Source organism: Paraburkholderia aspalathi, from assembly GCF_905220735.1.
GTDB classification, from domain to species: domain Bacteria; phylum Pseudomonadota; class Gammaproteobacteria; order Burkholderiales; family Burkholderiaceae; genus Paraburkholderia; species Paraburkholderia aspalathi.
Map to the genome: position 1 here is coordinate 361,223 of NZ_CAJNBA010000006.1, position 15,776 is coordinate 376,998.

General features: G+C 62.3%; 15 protein-coding genes. 4 read left to right on the forward strand and 11 right to left on the reverse strand.

The annotated features are described in order from the left end of the window. Positions 1-5: 5 nt before the first annotated feature. On the reverse strand, positions 6-1,643 hold the full coding sequence (locus KHO30_RS30770; RefSeq protein ID WP_211703205.1) for a tetratricopeptide repeat protein: 1,638 nt from the start codon (positions 1,641-1,643) through the stop codon (positions 6-8). Between the two features lie 128 nt (positions 1,644-1,771). On the opposite strand from KHO30_RS30770, the gene KHO30_RS30775 reads away from it, so the two are divergent. Both KHO30_RS30775 and KHO30_RS30780 read left to right on the forward strand, forming a co-directional pair. Continuing rightward, positions 1,772-3,082: an ATP-binding protein gene (locus tag KHO30_RS30775; RefSeq protein WP_093634646.1), complete on the forward strand. Its 1,311-nt coding sequence runs from the start codon at positions 1,772-1,774 to the stop codon at positions 3,080-3,082. Then, positions 3,079-3,621: a response regulator transcription factor gene (locus tag KHO30_RS30780; protein ID WP_028197735.1), complete on the forward strand. Its 543-nt coding sequence runs from the start codon at positions 3,079-3,081 to the stop codon at positions 3,619-3,621. The genes KHO30_RS30775 and KHO30_RS30780 overlap by 4 nt, the downstream gene beginning before the upstream one ends. A gap of 156 nt (positions 3,622-3,777) precedes the next feature. Here the strand turns inward: KHO30_RS30780 and hslU are convergent, their stop codons facing one another. The 9 genes from hslU to KHO30_RS30825 all read right to left on the reverse strand — a co-directional run bounded on the left by hslU (position 3,778) and on the right by KHO30_RS30825 (position 13,412). Continuing rightward, positions 3,778-5,124: an ATP-dependent protease ATPase subunit HslU gene (gene hslU, locus KHO30_RS30785; RefSeq protein ID WP_054037153.1), complete on the reverse strand. Its 1,347-nt coding sequence runs from the start codon at positions 5,122-5,124 to the stop codon at positions 3,778-3,780. Between the two features lie 9 nt (positions 5,125-5,133). Further along, on the reverse strand, positions 5,134-5,670 hold the full coding sequence (gene hslV / locus KHO30_RS30790) for an ATP-dependent protease subunit HslV (RefSeq protein WP_028197737.1): 537 nt from the start codon (positions 5,668-5,670) through the stop codon (positions 5,134-5,136). A gap of 316 nt (positions 5,671-5,986) precedes the next feature. Further along, on the reverse strand, positions 5,987-6,406 hold the full coding sequence (gene dksA, locus KHO30_RS30795) for an RNA polymerase-binding protein DksA (RefSeq protein WP_054037155.1): 420 nt from the start codon (positions 6,404-6,406) through the stop codon (positions 5,987-5,989). Positions 6,407-7,077: 671 nt separating this feature from the next. Continuing rightward, positions 7,078-8,181: a CobW family GTP-binding protein gene (locus KHO30_RS30800; RefSeq protein ID WP_153134252.1), complete on the reverse strand. Its 1,104-nt coding sequence runs from the start codon at positions 8,179-8,181 to the stop codon at positions 7,078-7,080. A 215-nt stretch (positions 8,182-8,396) separates the two neighbouring features. Beyond that, entirely contained in the window at positions 8,397-9,599 is a 1,203-nt protein-coding gene (locus KHO30_RS30805) for a class I SAM-dependent rRNA methyltransferase (RefSeq protein ID WP_093634650.1), read from the reverse strand. 99 nt (positions 9,600-9,698) lie between these two features. Then, positions 9,699-10,622: a tyrosine recombinase XerC gene (xerC, locus tag KHO30_RS30810; protein ID WP_093634651.1), complete on the reverse strand. Its 924-nt coding sequence runs from the start codon at positions 10,620-10,622 to the stop codon at positions 9,699-9,701. A gap of 45 nt (positions 10,623-10,667) precedes the next feature. Further along, positions 10,668-11,387: a DUF484 family protein gene (locus tag KHO30_RS30815; RefSeq protein WP_211703206.1), complete on the reverse strand. Its 720-nt coding sequence runs from the start codon at positions 11,385-11,387 to the stop codon at positions 10,668-10,670. Between the two features lie 198 nt (positions 11,388-11,585). Next, positions 11,586-12,446, reverse strand: coding sequence for a diaminopimelate epimerase (gene dapF, locus KHO30_RS30820; RefSeq protein WP_093634653.1), 861 nt, complete (start codon positions 12,444-12,446; stop codon positions 11,586-11,588). A 57-nt stretch (positions 12,447-12,503) separates the two neighbouring features. Further along, complete coding sequence (locus tag KHO30_RS30825) at positions 12,504-13,412, reverse strand: lipid A biosynthesis lauroyl acyltransferase (RefSeq protein ID WP_211703207.1); 909 nt, start codon at positions 13,410-13,412, stop codon at positions 12,504-12,506. 278 nt (positions 13,413-13,690) lie between these two features. On the opposite strand from KHO30_RS30825, the gene metK reads away from it, so the two are divergent. Next, positions 13,691-14,881: a methionine adenosyltransferase gene (gene metK, locus KHO30_RS30830; RefSeq protein ID WP_093634655.1), complete on the forward strand. Its 1,191-nt coding sequence runs from the start codon at positions 13,691-13,693 to the stop codon at positions 14,879-14,881. A 134-nt stretch (positions 14,882-15,015) separates the two neighbouring features. Here metK and KHO30_RS30835 read toward each other — a convergent pair whose 3' ends face one another. Continuing rightward, positions 15,016-15,384: a hypothetical protein gene (locus KHO30_RS30835; RefSeq protein WP_175053749.1), complete on the reverse strand. Its 369-nt coding sequence runs from the start codon at positions 15,382-15,384 to the stop codon at positions 15,016-15,018. On the opposite strand from KHO30_RS30835, the gene KHO30_RS30840 reads away from it, so the two are divergent. Continuing rightward, the gene (locus KHO30_RS30840; protein WP_167378383.1) at positions 15,383-15,547 is read left to right on the forward strand and encodes a hypothetical protein; all 165 of its coding nucleotides are present in this window, start codon (positions 15,383-15,385) and stop codon (positions 15,545-15,547) included. The genes KHO30_RS30835 and KHO30_RS30840 overlap by 2 nt on opposite strands. The last annotated feature ends 229 nt before the right edge of the window (positions 15,548-15,776 follow it).

A 15,776-nucleotide genomic window follows, 5' to 3' on the forward strand; every position in this document is an offset into this window, starting at 1 on the left:
CGGGCTTATGCCCCGTGGTGCTGGGCCGCAAGTGCGCTCAGATCATGTGCAACAGCTTCCAGCGCCGGATCCCATTGGCCGAACTGTGGCTGCCGGTAGAGCGTCGCGCTTGGATACCACGGGCTGTCGGGCCGGTCGAGCAGCCAGACCCAATGCGGGTTGACGTCGAGCAGCACCCATGTGCGCTGACCGAGTGCGCCGCTCAGGTGCGCCGCGGACGTGCAAACCGTAATGACGAGATCGAGCGCGCTGACAAATGCCGCCGTGTCGTCGAAGGTGGTGAATTCGGCCGTGTGATCCGACATTGGCAGGCCCGCTGCCCGGGCCGCCGCGACATCCGCCCCGGCACCCGGTTGCAGCGAATAGAACGCCACGTTTTGCATGCCGCCGAAATGTTTTGCATAGCGCTCCCAACCTAGCCGTCGGAATGGGTTGCGCTGATGGCCAAGGCTGCCGGTCCATGTCAGCCCGACTTTGAGCCTTGGTTCTCCGGCGAGCCTCTGTTGCCACGACGCACGCGCTGCAGCGTCCGCGCACAAATATGGAATCGCAGCGGGGATCGTCTCCTCGCGCGTGTCGAATATCAAAGGCAGACTGAGCAACGGGATTTCGTAGTCGAACGGCGGCAAAGACTCGACGCCACCGCCAACTGAGAAATCGTCCACATGATCGCCAAGGCTACGCGCGAGCAACGCGCCCATCTGCGGAAACGAATTCCAGACGAGACGGCCGCCCTCGCGATGAACGCGCTCGGCCAGCAGCGGGATATAGCGGCTGAACTGCAAGACATCGCCCATGCCCTGTTCGCCCCAGACCAGCAGTGTTTTGCCGGCCAGCGGTTCGCCGCGCCAGGTCGGCGCCGGCATGGCGGGGCGGTTGCCGCCCAATTCCAACGAGCCGTCCCAGCGCGCTTCGTGGGCTTCCCAGCCGTGCGTGTAATCGCCGCGCATGAGTTGCAGCATGCCGAGATTGGAGCGCATGCTCGCGTCGTTGGGTGCGAATGTACAGGCCGTTCTTTCGGCGCGCTCCGCTTCGTCCCAGCGTTGCGCTTCACGTAGCGCCAGCGCATAGTTGTTATGCGCCAGCGGGCTATTCGGCGCGCATTGAACGGCTCTTGCGCCGGCTTCGAGCGCGCGTGGCAGATTCAAATTGGCGCGGCTCGCCTGGGTGAGATTGGTCCATGCGTCGGCGTGGCTGGGATCCTGATGAACGGCACTTTCCAGCAGGGCGATTTGCTCGTTCAGGTCACCACCCGTGAGCGCGAGGGCGCCAGCGAGATTGTTGCGTAACTGCGGCAATGTCGGTTCGATGGCGAGTGCGCGACGATATGGCGCGATTGCCTCACTATGCCGATTTGCCATCTGCAGTGCGTAGCCGAAGCGGAAGTGCGCAAGCGCCCGATGCGGATCGAGTTGCGCAATAATGGCGGCGAGTTCGAGCGCGTCGTCGTGACGATGTTTTTCGAGCAAATTGATGACGAGCGAATCGATGGACTCGTCGTCGAGCGAATTGCGTTGTGCAGCCGCGTCGAGCCATCTGGCCTCTGCTTCTGCGGTGCCGTTTTGCCGGGCTGCGGCGGCATGTCGCAGGAAAGTCAGGAAAGCTGATGAGGCAGGGGTCTCGCTATCAGAGATTGGCAGCATGGTTGAGTTTGGATGGTGCGGGAACCGATGTTAGGCAACCGGTTCGCGCAATGTTGTCGCAAAATTCCATGTTACCGGCGCAAGGCCGCGAGGTAAGTCAGACTGGTCCGAACAGTTAAACTAAAGTCATGCATCGTATAACTAACACCGGTCGCGTCAACCTCGGCCATCTGTTCTGGTTGCGCAGCCTCGCCATCATCGGCCAACTGGTGACGATTGCGTTTGTGCAGACCTTCTTCGGCGTGCACCTGCCGTTGCCCGCGATGTTGCTCGTGATCGCTCTTGAAGTGATCTTCAACGCGCTGACATGGTGGCGGGTCTCGCAGCAGCGGCCCGAGTCCAATCTCGAACTGTTCGGCCAGATCTGGGTCGATCTCGGCGCGTTGTCGGCGCTGCTGTTCCTCTCCGGTGGCACCACCAATCCATTCGTTTCGCTGTACCTGCCATCGCTCGCCATTGCTGCCGCTGTGTTGCCATGGCATCTGATGGCGTGGCTCGCCGCGTTCGCCGTGGCCTGCTACGCCGTGCTCGGTTTTGATTCCGTCCCGCTCAATCTCGACAACCCCGCGAACCTGTTCGACTATTTTCGCGCCGGCATGTGGGTAAACTTCATGGTCAGCGTTGGCCTGATTGCGTGGTTCGTCGCGCGTATGTCACGCGCTCTGCGACTACGTGACGCAGCGCTCGGAGAGGCGCAGCAGCGCTTGCTTCACGATGAACGCGCCGTCGCGCTCGGCGTCCAGGCCGCCACTGTCGCGCACGAAATCGGCACGCCGCTGTCTACAATTGCGATGTTGTCCGAAGAGTTACGCGATGCCGCGCGAACCGACAAGGGGCTCGCGCCATACAGTGCCGATCTGGAGCTGCTCGAACAGCAAATGGCGCTTTGTACTTCGGCGCTTGCACGGCTGCGCAGTCGTGCATCGACCGCGACTAACCGGCAAACGGTCAGCGAATGGCTCGAGTCGTTTGGAGAACAATGGCGCTTGCGTCACCCGCATGTGAAGTTCGAACGGATCGGCGTGCCGCCTGCGGACGTTAGTCTTGACGATACGGTTGCCGTCAGTCAGATTCTCACGATTCTGCTCGACAACGCCGCGCGTGCGAGTCGCGATCACGTCACGCTATCGTGCACGCTCACCGCTCGCGGCGACCAGATCGCATTCGAGGTATGTGACGCAGGCCCTGGCATTCCCGCGGCGTTGCGTGGGTCGCTCGGCGCGATGCCGGTCGACAGCACGCAGGGTGGGCACGGCGTGGGCCTGTATCTGGCGTTTTCAGCGGCGGCACGTCTGAAGGGATCGATCGAGCTGGCCGATGTCAGCGAGATCAAGCCGCGTGGCACGCGCGCAGTGTTGAGACTGCCGCTTGCGGCGCGCAAATTATCAGGTGCGGGCCGTCAAGGCACTACGCCATCCAACACGGAGAAGCAGGCATGAGCGATATGAATTTTCTGGTGATCGACGACGATGAGGTGTTCTCCGGCATCCTCGCCCGTGGTTTGACGCGGCGCGGTTATACAGTGGCCGAAGCGCACAACGCGGATGAGGCGATCAAGTTGGCGAACCAGCAGAAGTTCAGCCAGATCACGGTTGACCTGCATCTCGGCAATGATTCCGGTCTCACGCTCGTTGCTCCCTTGCGTGATTTGCAGCCTGATGCGCGCATGCTGGTGTTGACCGGTTACGCCAGCATTGCCACGGCGGTACAGGCGGTGAAAGACGGTGCCGATAACTACCTGGCGAAGCCCGCCAACGTGGAGACGATCTTGTCGGCGTTGCAAAGCGAGGCGAGCGCGCTGCAAGCGGAAGAGGCGATTGAGCATCCCACGCCGTTGTCGGTTGCGCGCCTGGAGTGGGAGCATATTCAACGTGTCCTCGCGGAGCACGGCGGCAATATTTCGGCTACTGCGCGCGCGTTGAACATGCATCGTCGAACGTTGCAGCGGAAGTTGGCGAAGCGGCCGGTGAAGCAGTAAGCGCTGACGCCTGCCCGCACTCGCGGGCCGGAAAGCAAAACGGGCTGTCTTTCACAAGACAGCCCGTTTTTTTACGCCTCACACGTGATCGACTGCATGCGAGGCGCGCGGCTTTAATGCGGCGTCAGTGTCGACGCCAGCATCAACATATCAACATCACAGCACGTAGCGCGACAGATCCTCATCTTCCGCCACTTCGTTCAGCGCGCGATCGACATACGCCGCATCGATCTGCACCGTCTTGCCCGAATGATTGCCTGCTGCGAACGAGACATCTTCGAGCAGTTTTTCAATCACCGTGTACAGACGGCGCGCGCCGATGTTTTCAGTCTTCTCGTTGACCGAGTACGCGATTTCGGCCATACGGCGAATGCCGTCGTCGGCGAATTCGAGGTGCACGTCTTCAGTGGCCAGCAATGCCTGGTATTGCTTGACGAGGCTTGCGTCGGTCGACACCAGGATCGATTCGAAATCGCCCACCGACAGCGAATCCAGTTCGACCCGGATCGGGAAACGACCTTGCAGTTCCGGAATCAGATCGCTCGGCTTGGACAGATGAAACGCGCCGCTTGCGATGAACAGAATGTGGTCGGTCTTCACCATGCCGTACTTGGTGTTGATCGTGGTGCCTTCGACGAGCGGCAGCAGATCGCGCTGCACGCCCTGACGCGACACTTCGCCACCACCTGCTTCATTGCGCGACGCGATCTTGTCGATTTCGTCGAGGAACACGATACCGTTCTGCTCGACGTTCTGCACCGCCTTGGCCTTCACCTCTTCGTCGTTGAGCATCTTGCCGGCTTCTTCGTCGGTGAGGACTTTCAGCGCTTCCTTCACCTTCAGCTTGCGGCGCGTTTTCTTGCCGCCGCCGATGTTTGCGAACATCGAACGGATCTGTTCGGTCATGTCTTCCATACCCGGCGGCCCCATGATGTCCATACCGACTTGCGGCTGTTCGACGTCGAGTTCGATTTCCTTGTCGTCGAGCAGGCCTTCGCGCAGGCGCTTGCGGAAGGTCTGGCGCGTGGTGCTGCCTTCGTCGGCAGTATCCGCTGCGCTTGAGCTCGCACCGAAACCAACGGGGCGTGCGCTCGGCAGCAGGATGTCGAGAATGCGGTCTTCAGCCTGATCTTCAGCCTTGGTCCGCACTTTGCGCATTTCCGTTTCGCGCGTCTGCTTGATTGAGATCTCCATCAGATCGCGCACGATACTGTCGACGTCGCGGCCCACGTAACCGACTTCGGTGAACTTGGTGGCTTCGATCTTGATGAACGGTGCGTCGGCCAGTTTCGCCAGACGCCGCGCGATTTCGGTTTTACCGACGCCGGTCGGTCCGATCATCAGAATGTTCTTCGGCGTGATTTCCTGACGCAGCGGGTCTTCAACCTGCTGACGGCGCCAGCGGTTGCGCAGCGCCACGGCAACTGCTTTCTTCGCGCGGCCTTGGCCGATGATGTGTTTGTCGAGTTCCGAGACGATCTCGGCAGGGGTCATGGTGCTCATCGTGGGTCCTTACTCGATCGTCTCGATGACGCGGTTATGGTTCGTATAGATGCACATGTCGCCGGCAATCTCGAGCGACTTCTCCACGATCTCGCGCGGCGACAGCTCGGTGTTGTCAACGAGCGCCTTCGCGGCGGCTTGCGCGTAGGCGCCGCCCGAACCGATCGCACAGATGCCGCCTTCCGGATCGAGCACGTCGCCGTTGCCGGTAATGACGAGGGTGGTGGTGGCGTCCGCCGCGATCAGCATGGCTTCGAGGCGGCGCAGCATGCGGTCGGTGCGCCAGTCTTTGGCGAGTTCGACGGCGGCGCGGGTCAGATTGCCCTGATGTTTTTCCAGCTTCGCTTCGAAGCGATCGAGCAGCGAGAAGGCGTCGGCCGTGCCGCCGGCGAAGCCGACCATCACCTTGCCGTTATAGATGCGCCGGACTTTCTTCGCACCGCCTTTCATGACGATGTTGCCCAGTGTCACCTGGCCGTCGCCGCCAAGCGCGACCTTGTCGCCGCGGCGCACGGAAACGATCGTTGTGCCGTGAAATTGCTCCATATGCGTTCCTCTTTGCAAAACGGGTAGGACACGGCGGCACAAGCTAATGCACCACCGCATGAATCCTGAAAGCGGACGGCGCGCAACGCTGAAACGATCAACCGGCCGGCGCGCGCTCGTGCAACGCATGTCCGGCTTATTTTAGGGCGTGCGCGGTCATATCAAGAGCCGGCAAACGGCATAAGACAAAAACACGGGATTCGGAGCGGAGGACTGTGCGCAGGGGCACACAAAAGAAAAAAGGCGCACAGATCACCGTGCGCCTCTCGACGAAGCAGCTTAAAAGGGCGCGGAGCCGAAGCCGCGCCGTTGGCGTTCAGTCGCCGAACAGCTTCTGGCGCAGTTCGCGGCGTTCCTGCGCTTCGAGCGACAGGGTTGCCGTGGGCCGTGCGAGCAGACGCGGAACACCAATCGGCTCGCCGGTTTCTTCGCACCAGCCGTAATCACCCGAATCGATGCGCGCGATCGATTGCTGCACCTTCTTCAGCAGCTTGCGTTCGCGGTCGCGCGTGCGCAGTTCCAGCGCATGCTCTTCTTCGATCGTTGCACGGTCGGCCGGGTCCGGCACGATTACTGTTTCGCGCAGGTTCTCGGTCGTCTGGCCGGCATTGCGGAGAATGTCCGCCTGCAGCTGTTCGAGCTTGTTCTTGAAGAAAGCGAGCTGATCCTCATTCATGTAATCCTTGTCGCTCATCTTCAGGATTTCGGCTTCAGTCAAGAGTCGTTTCGTCGTCATCTGGCTTGCTTCTTCAATGTGAGGCAAAACTCTTACATAGTGCCCGCACTTTCGTATTGCCCGCAAAGGCGCCACGAGGACGCTGAGCGCTGGGCGGGCACGGACGATGGGCTGTCGGTGACGCCGAAGCGCCTTGCGCCCACGCGCCGGGCGTCGCTACGCCAATGCGGGGCCGAACTCCTCTGGAAACCGTTTCTCAAATGCTCCTGAGGCATTGCTTGCCGGCAGCGAGCATTGTCTGCTGTGCCAGCCGGCATTGTCGGCGTGAGTTCCGGATAAGATTTTCCGGCGCCGTTTTAGCCCGGCGCGGGATACGCGCTGACCGGGCAATTCGTTGTCATTCTCCAGTGGGCACGTATTGTAACTGAATCACAATCCGGCACCGCAACTGGTGGAAATACCCCGGCGGCGCACTGATATCCCGAAAATATAACGCGCGCACGGTCAAAAAGCGATGGTCGTGCACGCTTTAATACAGCAGGGTTTTCACGTGCTTTTCACACGGCCGACATTTCAGCAGGCTTTCGGGGCGCTCCTCCGCACCGTATTCTGCAGACGATTACCGCGGTGCCCGCCGGACACGCGCCCGTGATAAGCGCGCTCCAGCATGCCGCGTGCCGCGCCATTTGCCCGGCACGGCACGAGCCGGCACTTGCGACGACTTGTGGCGCTTACGCCAGGCAGGCGTCCAGACCGTCGGTGATCAGGTCTTGCGGCAGTTCGATGCCGATGAACACCATTTTGTTGGTCTTCTTCTCGATCGGCTGCCATTTCGCGGCCAGATCGCTGCCCATCATCTGATGCACGCCCTGGAACACCACCTTGCGGTCGACGCCCTTCATGTACAGCACGCCCTTGTAGCGCAGCAGGCGCTCGCCGTAGATCTGCAGGATGCCGCCGAGGAAGTCCTCGAGCTTGTTCGGATCGAACGGACGGTCGCTGCGGTAGACGAACGATTTGATCTTGTCGTCGTGGTGCGCGTGATGGTGATGCGCGTGGTCGTGGCCTTCGTGGTCGCACTTGCCGTGGTCGTGATCGCAGTTTTCGTGATCGTGATCGTCGTGATCGGCGTGGGTGTGGCCGTGCTCGTCATGCGCATGAGCGTGGCTGTGCGCGTGTTCGTCTTCAGCGAGGAAGTCGGGGTCGATTTCGAGCTTCGAATTGAGGTTGAAGCCGCGCAGGTCGAAGATTTCCTTGATGTCCGCTTCGCCGAAATTGACGACCTTGATTGCCGCCCGCGGGTTCATGTGCAGCAGGCGATGGCGCAGATCGTCCAGATGCTTTTCGTCGACCAGGTCGGACTTGGTGATGAACAGGCGATCGGCGAAACCGACCTGGCGCTGCACCACTTCATGCTCGTCCAGTTGGTGGTTCGCGTGCTTCGCGTCGACCAGCGTGATGATCGCGTCGAGCAGGAATTCGTTGGCGATCTGGTCGTCCATGAAGAACGTCTGCGCGACCGGGCCCGGATTGGCGAGGCCGGTGGTTTCGATTACGACGCGGTCGAAATCCAGTTCGCCGGACTGCTTCTTCGCCGCCAGATCGCCCAGCACGCGCGACAGGTCACCACGGATCGTGCAGCAGATGCAGCCGTTGCTCATCTGGATGATCTGCTCGCTCGTGTCCTGCACGAGGATTTCGTTGTCGATGTTCTCTTCGCCGAACTCGTTCTCGATCACGGCGATCTTCATACCGTGCTTTTCGTTCAGGATGCGCTTGAGCAGGGTGGTTTTGCCGCTGCCGAGAAAGCCGGTCAGGATGGTGACTGGGATCATGTTGGTCGCCTGTATGTACGTGAATCTGTGCGGAATCGAATGTGCAGCGCGAATGTGCAGCGAATGCGTCTGCGAATCCGGTTTGCCGGGCGCGGCAGCCTGACGGCGCGCGACCCGATCTAGCCGGATATTGAAACATATCTGTCAAGCCGGCGCTGGCAGCGGGGGCGAACCCCTCCGCGGCACGCGGGAAATAACCCTGAAGCTATGGGCGATCAGGCAATTTGCAACAGCAGGCCTTTCAGATATTCGCCTTCCGGGAAGGCGGTGAGCAGCGGATGGTCGACCCCGGCGCCGAGGCGCTTGAGAATCCGCGCGTCGACACGCGCATCGGCCGCCGCGCCGGACACGATCTTCTGGAACAGTTCGGAGTCGATTGCGCCGGAGCACGAATAGGTGAACAACAGGCCGCCCGGGCGCAGCAGCTTGAGGCCAGTCAGGTTGATGTCCTTATAGGCGCGCGAGGCGCGATCCACGTGTTCACGCGACGGCGCGAATTTCGGCGGATCGAGCACGATCAGGTCGAAGCGTTCGCCTTCGTCGTACAAGCGGCGGAGGGTTTTGAACGCGTCGGCGTCGAGCCAGGTGGCGCGTTCGGCGTCGAAACCGTTGGCGTCCACGTTCTGCTGTGCGATCGCGAGCGCGTCGCCCGACGAATCGATCGACACTACGCGCTTTGCCCCGCCTTTCAATGCCGCCAGCGAAAAGCCGCCGGTGTAGCAGAAGCAATTCAATACGTCGCGATCTTTCGCCAGCTGCTGCACCAGCAAGCGGTTGTCGCGCTGGTCGACGTAGAAGCCGGTTTTGTGGCCGTTGCGCACGTCGACGTGATAGCGCACGCCGTTTTCGCTCGCGATCAGCGCTTCCGACGGCGCCTCGCCCGCCAGTACGCCGGTGATCTGCTCGAGCCCTTCTTTCTGGCGAATCGACACGTCCGAGCGCTCGTAGACGTTCGGGCAGCCGGTCGCGTCGGTCAGCGCCGCGACGATCGCTTCCTTCCATGCTTCGACGCCCGTCGCCATGAACTGGCACACCAGCTGGCTGCGCTGGCCCGCGTCCTCAGCGACGTAGTGATCGACGATCAGGCCAGGCAGGCCGTCCGCTTCGCCGAAGATCAGCCGCACCGCGCCGGTGTTGTGCACCATCGTTTGACGATGCGCGAGCGCGCGCTGCACGCGGCGCTTGAAGAACGCATGATCGATCGGCTCCATTTCGTCGAAGCTCCACACGCGGGCGCGAATCTGCGAATGCGGGCTGTAGGCCGCGCGGGCGAGGAAGCGGCCGTCGTGCGCGCGCACCAGCACGGTCGCGCCGGGCGCGGGGTTGCCGTCGACGCGATCGATCACGTTGGCATAGACCCACGGATGGCGGCGCAGCAGCGATTTTTCTTTCGACGGTTTGAGCGTAACGGTATTCATCTGGGTGTCAGCAGGAGCAGTAGGCCGCGTGGAAAAAGGGGCACACGGCAGGTGAAGCGAAGGCGGAGACCGCAACCCGCAAAAAAGCAAAGAGCGGAATCAGTCGCGTTTCTTGGCGCGCGGATGCGCCTGATCGTAGACGTGCGCGAGATGCTGGAAATCGAGCGCGGTGTAGACCTGCGTGGCGGTGATACTGGCGTGCCCGAGCAGTTCCTGCACGGCCCGCAGATCGCCGCTCGATTGCAGCACGTGCGTGGCGAACGAATGCCGCAGCACGTGCGGATGCACATTGGCGGGAATGCCGGCGACCAGCGCCGCGCGCTTCACGCGATCACGCACGACATTCGGCGACAGACGGTTGCCGCGCGCCGACAGAAACAGCGGATGTGGATCGTGTTTCACCATCTGATCACGCACCGCGAGCCACGCGTTCAGGGCGTCGAGCGCCTTGCTGCCGACTGGCACGATGCGGCGCCGGTTGCCCTTGCCGAGTACTTCGACTTCGGCGGAATCGAGCTTGAGCCAGCCCGCGGAGCGGTAACCGTCGGCGTCGGCAAAACGGGCGTCGAGGCCGACCAGTTCGGACAAACGCAGGCCCGACGAGTAGAACAGTTCGAGCATCGCGTGGTCGCGCAGGCCTTCGGGCGTCGCGGCGGGCGGGCTCTCCATCAGGCGCGTGGCGTCGTCGACGGAAAGCGCCTTCGGCAGTGATTTGGCCTGCTTCGGCGCCCGCACGGTGGCGACCGGGTTGGCCGGCAAATCGACGCGGCCCGCGAACCAGCGGTAAAACGCTCGCCAGCACGACAGCCGATGGCTGATCGAGCGCGCCGTCAGTCCGCCGGCGTGCGCGCGTGAAACCGCGCCGCGAATATCGACAGCGGTGAGGCTTTCGAGCGGCCGGCCTTTGGCCAGCAGCTTGAGCTCTTCGAGTTCGTGGGTGTAGCCGCGCAGCGTGTGCGCCGACAGTCGCCGCTCATGTTCGAGATTCGACAGATAGGCGGCGATCGGATCGGCTTCGGTCACGATGGCCTTTGGCGGGATCGGCGGCTTAGCGGTTTCAGCATGGCTTTAGCGCGGCAGCAGACGGCTCAGCGCCGCGCTCGCCAACGCGCCGATCTGCGTCAGGAAATCGGTCGCCATGCCGTCGTGGAAGCGGCGGGCGTCGGCGGAACCCATCACCAGCAGGCCGAAGGTCGGTGCTTCTTCCTTGCCTTCGGGGTCGCGCAGTGCGAGCAGTGCAATCGACTCGGTGGCATGCGCGGACTCGCCGGCGCCGCCTGCGGCCCCGTCCTCACTCACCGCCGACACTGTCGGCACCAGCCACTGCGCCGCTTCGAAGCCCGTGTTGGCGCCACAGTACGGCGTGGTGAGGCTATTCGCGAAGATTCGCACTTCCTCGCCGACATGGCGCGCGAACTCGGCCTGTGCATACGGCTCGGAGACGTCCCACACGCGCAGCGCGGCTTGCGGCACGTCGAAAATATCGCGCAAGCCGTTGGAGATCGTGCGCGGCAGCGCGTACGGATCGCGCTCGGCCATCACGCGGATGGTCCAGCGATTGAATTTCGAGGCAATGCTGTCGTTTTCGTGACCGTAGCGCAGCAGCTCGGCCAGACGCCGCTCGAGATGCTTGTTCTTGTCGCGCAGCATTTCCATCTGCCGTTCCTGCAGCGACACCGCGGCTTTGCCGTGCGGGTTCGCAAGCCGGATCGTCGCGAGCATTTCCGCGTGTTCGGCGAAGAATTCGGGGTTGGCGAGCAGATATTCGGCGACTTCGCGATCGTTCATGGTTTCGGCTAAAGGACTACGGGACGACGCCTTCGGGCGGCGCATCGGTCATGAGTTCGGTCAGCCGGTGAAAGCGCTGTTTCGTCCGGCTTTTCATCGGCTGTCGTTGGCTTCTTAGTCGGCCTGTTCGAGGCCGCTTGTCTGGTACTTCCTGGGCCGATCGCTCGGCCGCTGAATCGGGTAGTGCGCTGGCGCGGGTCAGTCGGCCAGTTCGATCTCGCCTTCGAAGACGGTTGTCGCGGGGCCGGCCATCAGCAGCGGCGCGTCTTGCGTGCCGTCCCATGTGATGGTCAACTGGCCACCGTGCGTGTGCACCCGCACCGGCGCATCCAGCAGTCCTCGCCGAATGCCGGCAGCGACTGCGGCGCACGCGCCCGTGCCGCACGCCAGCGTCTCGCCGACGCCGCGTTCGTAGACCCGCAGCTTAACCTCGCTACGTCCAACGATCTGCATGAAGCCCGCGTTCACTCGCTGCGGGAAACGTGCATGCCGCTCGATCACCGGACCTTCGACGAGCACCGGAAAATCTTCGACGTCGTCGACCACTTGCACCGCGTGCGGATTGCCCATCGACACCACTGAAATCCAGCGCGTCACGCCGTTCACGTCGAGCGGCCAGAGCGTGTCCGCTCCCTCGCGGCGGCCTTCGAGGCCTTTGGTGGCGAACGGTACGCGCTCCGGTTCGAACACGGGCGCACCCATGTCGACCAGCACTTCGCCGTTCTCCTGCATGGTCAGCTGGATGGTGCCGTTCTGCACTTGCACGCGCACGCTGCGCTTGTCGGTCAGGCCGTTGTCGCGCACGAACTTGACGAAGCAGCGCGCGCCGTTGCCGCAATGTTCGACCTCGCCGCCGTCGCAATTGAAGATGCGATATCTGAAATCGACACCATCCACAGTGGGCTTTTCGACCAGCAGCAACTGGTCGGCGCCGACGCCGAAATGCCGGTCCGCGAGCGCGCGCACCTGCGCCGGCGTCAGGTTGACCGGTTGGGTGTAGCCGTCGAGCACGACGAAGTCGTTACCCGCGCCGTGCATTTTGGTGAATTTCAGTTTCATCACGCTATTGTAAGTGACGCGCCTGCAGGTGGGCCGAACGCCGTTTTATTTAAGCGTTCAGGCGCCTTTTTTCGAAGGCCGGTCATAGACGCTCGGCTCGCCCGGCGGCCGGGTCTTGAAGCGCTTGTGCACCCAGTAGTACTGCTCGGGGATCAACGGAATCTGCTCTTCGAGGAAGGCGTTCATGCGGCGCGCGTCGGCTTCGTCGTCGCCGGTGGGGTAGTTGTCCCACGGCTTGAAGACCTTCAGCCGGTAGCCCTTATAGTTCGGCAGCACCTCGCCGATGAACGGCACCACTTGCGCGTGGCCGACCCCGGCGAGCCGCCCGACGGCAGTCAGCGTGCACGTCTGTACGCCGAAGAACGGCACGAACGTCGAGTTGCGCATGCCGTAGTCCATGTCGGCGCCGAGCATGACCGGCTTGCGGTCGCGCAACCAGCGCAGCACGATGCGCGCACTGTCGGCACGGCTTGCCATGTCCGCGCCGAAGCGGCCGCGCGCGGCAATTGCCACGTCGTCGAGCACCTTGTTGGACATCGGCTGGTAGAGCGCGCCGCACTGCCGGCGCAGCGCGTGATTGATGAACACGGAGCCCGCCTCAATACCGACGAAATGCGCGCCGAGCAACAGGGTGGGCGGCATGTCGGGATCCAGTAGATCGATCTCGCTATCCACCTGCACGAGCTTTTCCAGCTTCTCTGCGGACCCGAACCACTGGACGCTGCGCTCGACATAGCTGCGGATCGCGTGGCGGAAGTGTTTCTGCGCGATCTCTTCGCGGTGCTCAGCGCTCCACTCCGGGAAGCACAGGCTCAGATTGATGTGGACGATGCGTTTACGGTTGCTGGGTATCTGGTAGAGCAGCCAGCCCAGCCCGTCGCCCAGTCGCGCAACGAAACCGTATGGCAGCAACGCCAGAAATTTCAGCAGTCCAATGGCCAGGTGGGCGCCAAGACGACTCAGCATGCCGCCCCTCCGTTTAGGGCGTCGAGCGACGCTTTGCTCAAGAAACCTGAAGACGGGTCGAAATACAGCACGGGTGATCACTCTGTGACAATCAAAGGAAGTCGCTATAATAAGGGCTTCGCCGAGTTAATAGACAACTTGCGGGGCGAAGCTGGCGGGTGCGATCCATGGGATAGGCCCCCTGCCGGTAAGGTAATCCGCTAAAGCGTCGCCGCTTCAAGGCTCCCGAAGCTGGCTACGTGAAACTCAACCGTAACCACAAAACAGGAGTCTGCAACGTGGCAAACGATTATCTCTTCACCTCCGAATCCGTGTCCGAAGGCCATCCCGACAAAGTCGCGGATCAGATCTCGGACGCCATCCTCGACGCCATCCTGACCCAGGACAAGTACTCGCGTGTCGCAGCCGAAACGCTGTGCAACACGGGTCTCGTCGTGCTGGCCGGTGAAATCACCACCACCGCGAACGTCGATTACATCCAGGTCGCGCGCAACACGATCAAGCGCATCGGCTACGACAACACCGATTACGGTATCGACTACCGCGGCTGCGCGGTGCTGGTGGCGTACGACAAGCAATCGCCGGACATCGCCCAGGGCGTGGACCGTGCGCACGACAATAACCTCGATCAAGGCGCTGGCGACCAGGGCCTGATGTTCGGTTATGCGTGTGAAGAAACGCCGGAACTGATGCCGCTGCCGATTCACCTGTCGCACCGTCTGGTGGAACGTCAGGCGAATCTGCGCCGCGACGGCCGTCTGCCCTGGCTGCGTCCGGATGCGAAGTCGCAAGTCACCGTGCGTTATGTCGACGGCAAGCCGCATGCAATCGACACGGTCGTGCTGTCCACGCAGCATTCGCCGGACATCGATCTGGCCACGCTGCGCGAAGCCGTGATCGAAGAAGTCATCAAGCCGACCCTGCCGGCTGACCTGATCAAGGGCGACATCAAGTTCCTGGTGAACCCGACCGGCCGATTCGTGATTGGCGGCCCGCAAGGCGATTGCGGTCTGACGGGCCGCAAGATCATCGTCGATACGTACGGCGGCGCGGCGCCGCACGGCGGCGGCGCGTTCTCGGGCAAGGATCCGTCGAAGGTCGACCGTTCGGCGGCTTATGCCGGCCGTTATGTCGCGAAGAATATCGTGGCGGCTGGTTTGGCGTCGCGCTGCCTGATTCAGGTGTCGTACGCGATCGGCGTTGCCCAGCCGACGTCGGTCATGGTCAACACGTTCGGCACGGGCCGCGTGTCGGATGCAGTCATCACGAAGCTGGTGCTGGAGCATTTCGATCTGCGTCCGAAGGGCATCATCCAGATGCTCGACCTGCTGCGTCCGATCTACGAGAAGAGCGCGGCCTACGGTCACTTCGGCCGCGAAGAGCCGGAATTCACGTGGGAAGCCACGGACAAGGCTCTGGTGCTCGCCGAAGCTGCAGGCACCGAACCGGTTGTCGCGCTCGCCGAATAAGCGCACACAGTCCGTTTCAGCAAAAAACCCCGCCGGCGTAAGCCGAGCGGGGTTTTTTATTGCCTTTGCAGTGCACCGCGACGCGTTCGGCGGCTCACTTAGCCGCCTATTCAGCCACTTGCTTAGCCACGCACTCAGCGGCTCGCAAACGCGAACGCAAACCAGCCGCTGCTACCACTCGTCGACATACGGCGCGGGCGGCGGCTCGTACTTTGCGGGGCGACGACCGGTGCATTGCGCGTCGCGGTGAGACGCAGCGGCGTCGGTTTGCGCAGCAGCGTGCGCAGTGAAAAACGGCGCGAACTGCCTTGCAGGCGCAGTGCGGAGAAGAAGGTGTGGAACCACGTGCGAATGCCGTCGACCGCCTTGGCTTCACGCCATTGCTCGCCTAATGCGCGAGTGCGGGTGGCATGGTGACGCAGTGCACGCACGACATGGCGGCGTGCCGGACGCGCCGCTTTCAATGCGGCGCGGGTAAGACGGGTGCTCAGAAGAGTATGCATGGCTTCACAAGTAGGCAACGTGTCGCGCGACGGAGTGTGCGCCAGAAGGAGCACCAAATGTGCCAACGGCGGTGTCGCGATGGACGGCGCGAAAGCCCGGAATTCGACTGGAAAGGACACGGAGGACGGCGGAGTCGGCCATGGCGGCCTGTGCGTGCCGTAAAAGTGCGGGAAGAACAATCAACATGTGTGCAGGCTACACGCGATTCATGACGTCAGAAAGTCGGTTTTTACCCTGCGAATACGGGTTTTTACGGGGTAAACGCGCTGCGCGAGTTTGCGGGGTCGCGCCCTTTGCGGTCGATTTTCGTGCGCGCGTGCCCAGACAGCGTGCCATGCATACCGCCCATTCGCGTGAAAGTAGTGCGTAAGGCCCGGCTTCCCGGCAGGTG

Excerpts from the sequence above, each read along its gene's own strand:
- KHO30_RS30770 (WP_211703205.1), bottom strand. The coding sequence starts at position 1,643 with ATGCTGCCAATCTCTGATAGCGAGACCCCTGCCTCATCAGCTTTCCTG.
- KHO30_RS30775 (WP_093634646.1), top strand. The coding sequence starts at position 1,772 with ATGCATCGTATAACTAACACCGGTCGCGTCAACCTCGGCCATCTGTTC.
- KHO30_RS30780 (WP_028197735.1), top strand. The coding sequence starts at position 3,079 with ATGAGCGATATGAATTTTCTGGTGATCGACGACGATGAGGTGTTCTCC.
- hslU (WP_054037153.1), bottom strand. The coding sequence starts at position 5,124 with ATGAGCACCATGACCCCTGCCGAGATCGTCTCGGAACTCGACAAACAC.
- hslV (WP_028197737.1), bottom strand. The coding sequence starts at position 5,670 with ATGGAGCAATTTCACGGCACAACGATCGTTTCCGTGCGCCGCGGCGAC.
- dksA (WP_054037155.1), bottom strand. The coding sequence starts at position 6,406 with ATGACGACGAAACGACTCTTGACTGAAGCCGAAATCCTGAAGATGAGC.
- KHO30_RS30800 (WP_153134252.1), bottom strand. The coding sequence starts at position 8,181 with ATGATCCCAGTCACCATCCTGACCGGCTTTCTCGGCAGCGGCAAAACC.
- KHO30_RS30805 (WP_093634650.1), bottom strand. The coding sequence starts at position 9,599 with ATGAATACCGTTACGCTCAAACCGTCGAAAGAAAAATCGCTGCTGCGC.
- KHO30_RS30815 (WP_211703206.1), bottom strand. The coding sequence starts at position 11,387 with ATGAACGATCGCGAAGTCGCCGAATATCTGCTCGCCAACCCCGAATTC.
- dapF (WP_093634653.1), bottom strand. The coding sequence starts at position 12,446 with ATGAAACTGAAATTCACCAAAATGCACGGCGCGGGTAACGACTTCGTC.
- KHO30_RS30825 (WP_211703207.1), bottom strand. The coding sequence starts at position 13,412 with ATGCTGAGTCGTCTTGGCGCCCACCTGGCCATTGGACTGCTGAAATTT.
- KHO30_RS30840 (WP_167378383.1), top strand. The coding sequence starts at position 15,383 with ATGGCTTCACAAGTAGGCAACGTGTCGCGCGACGGAGTGTGCGCCAGA.
- KHO30_RS30835 (WP_175053749.1), bottom strand. The coding sequence starts at position 15,384 with ATGCATACTCTTCTGAGCACCCGTCTTACCCGCGCCGCATTGAAAGCG.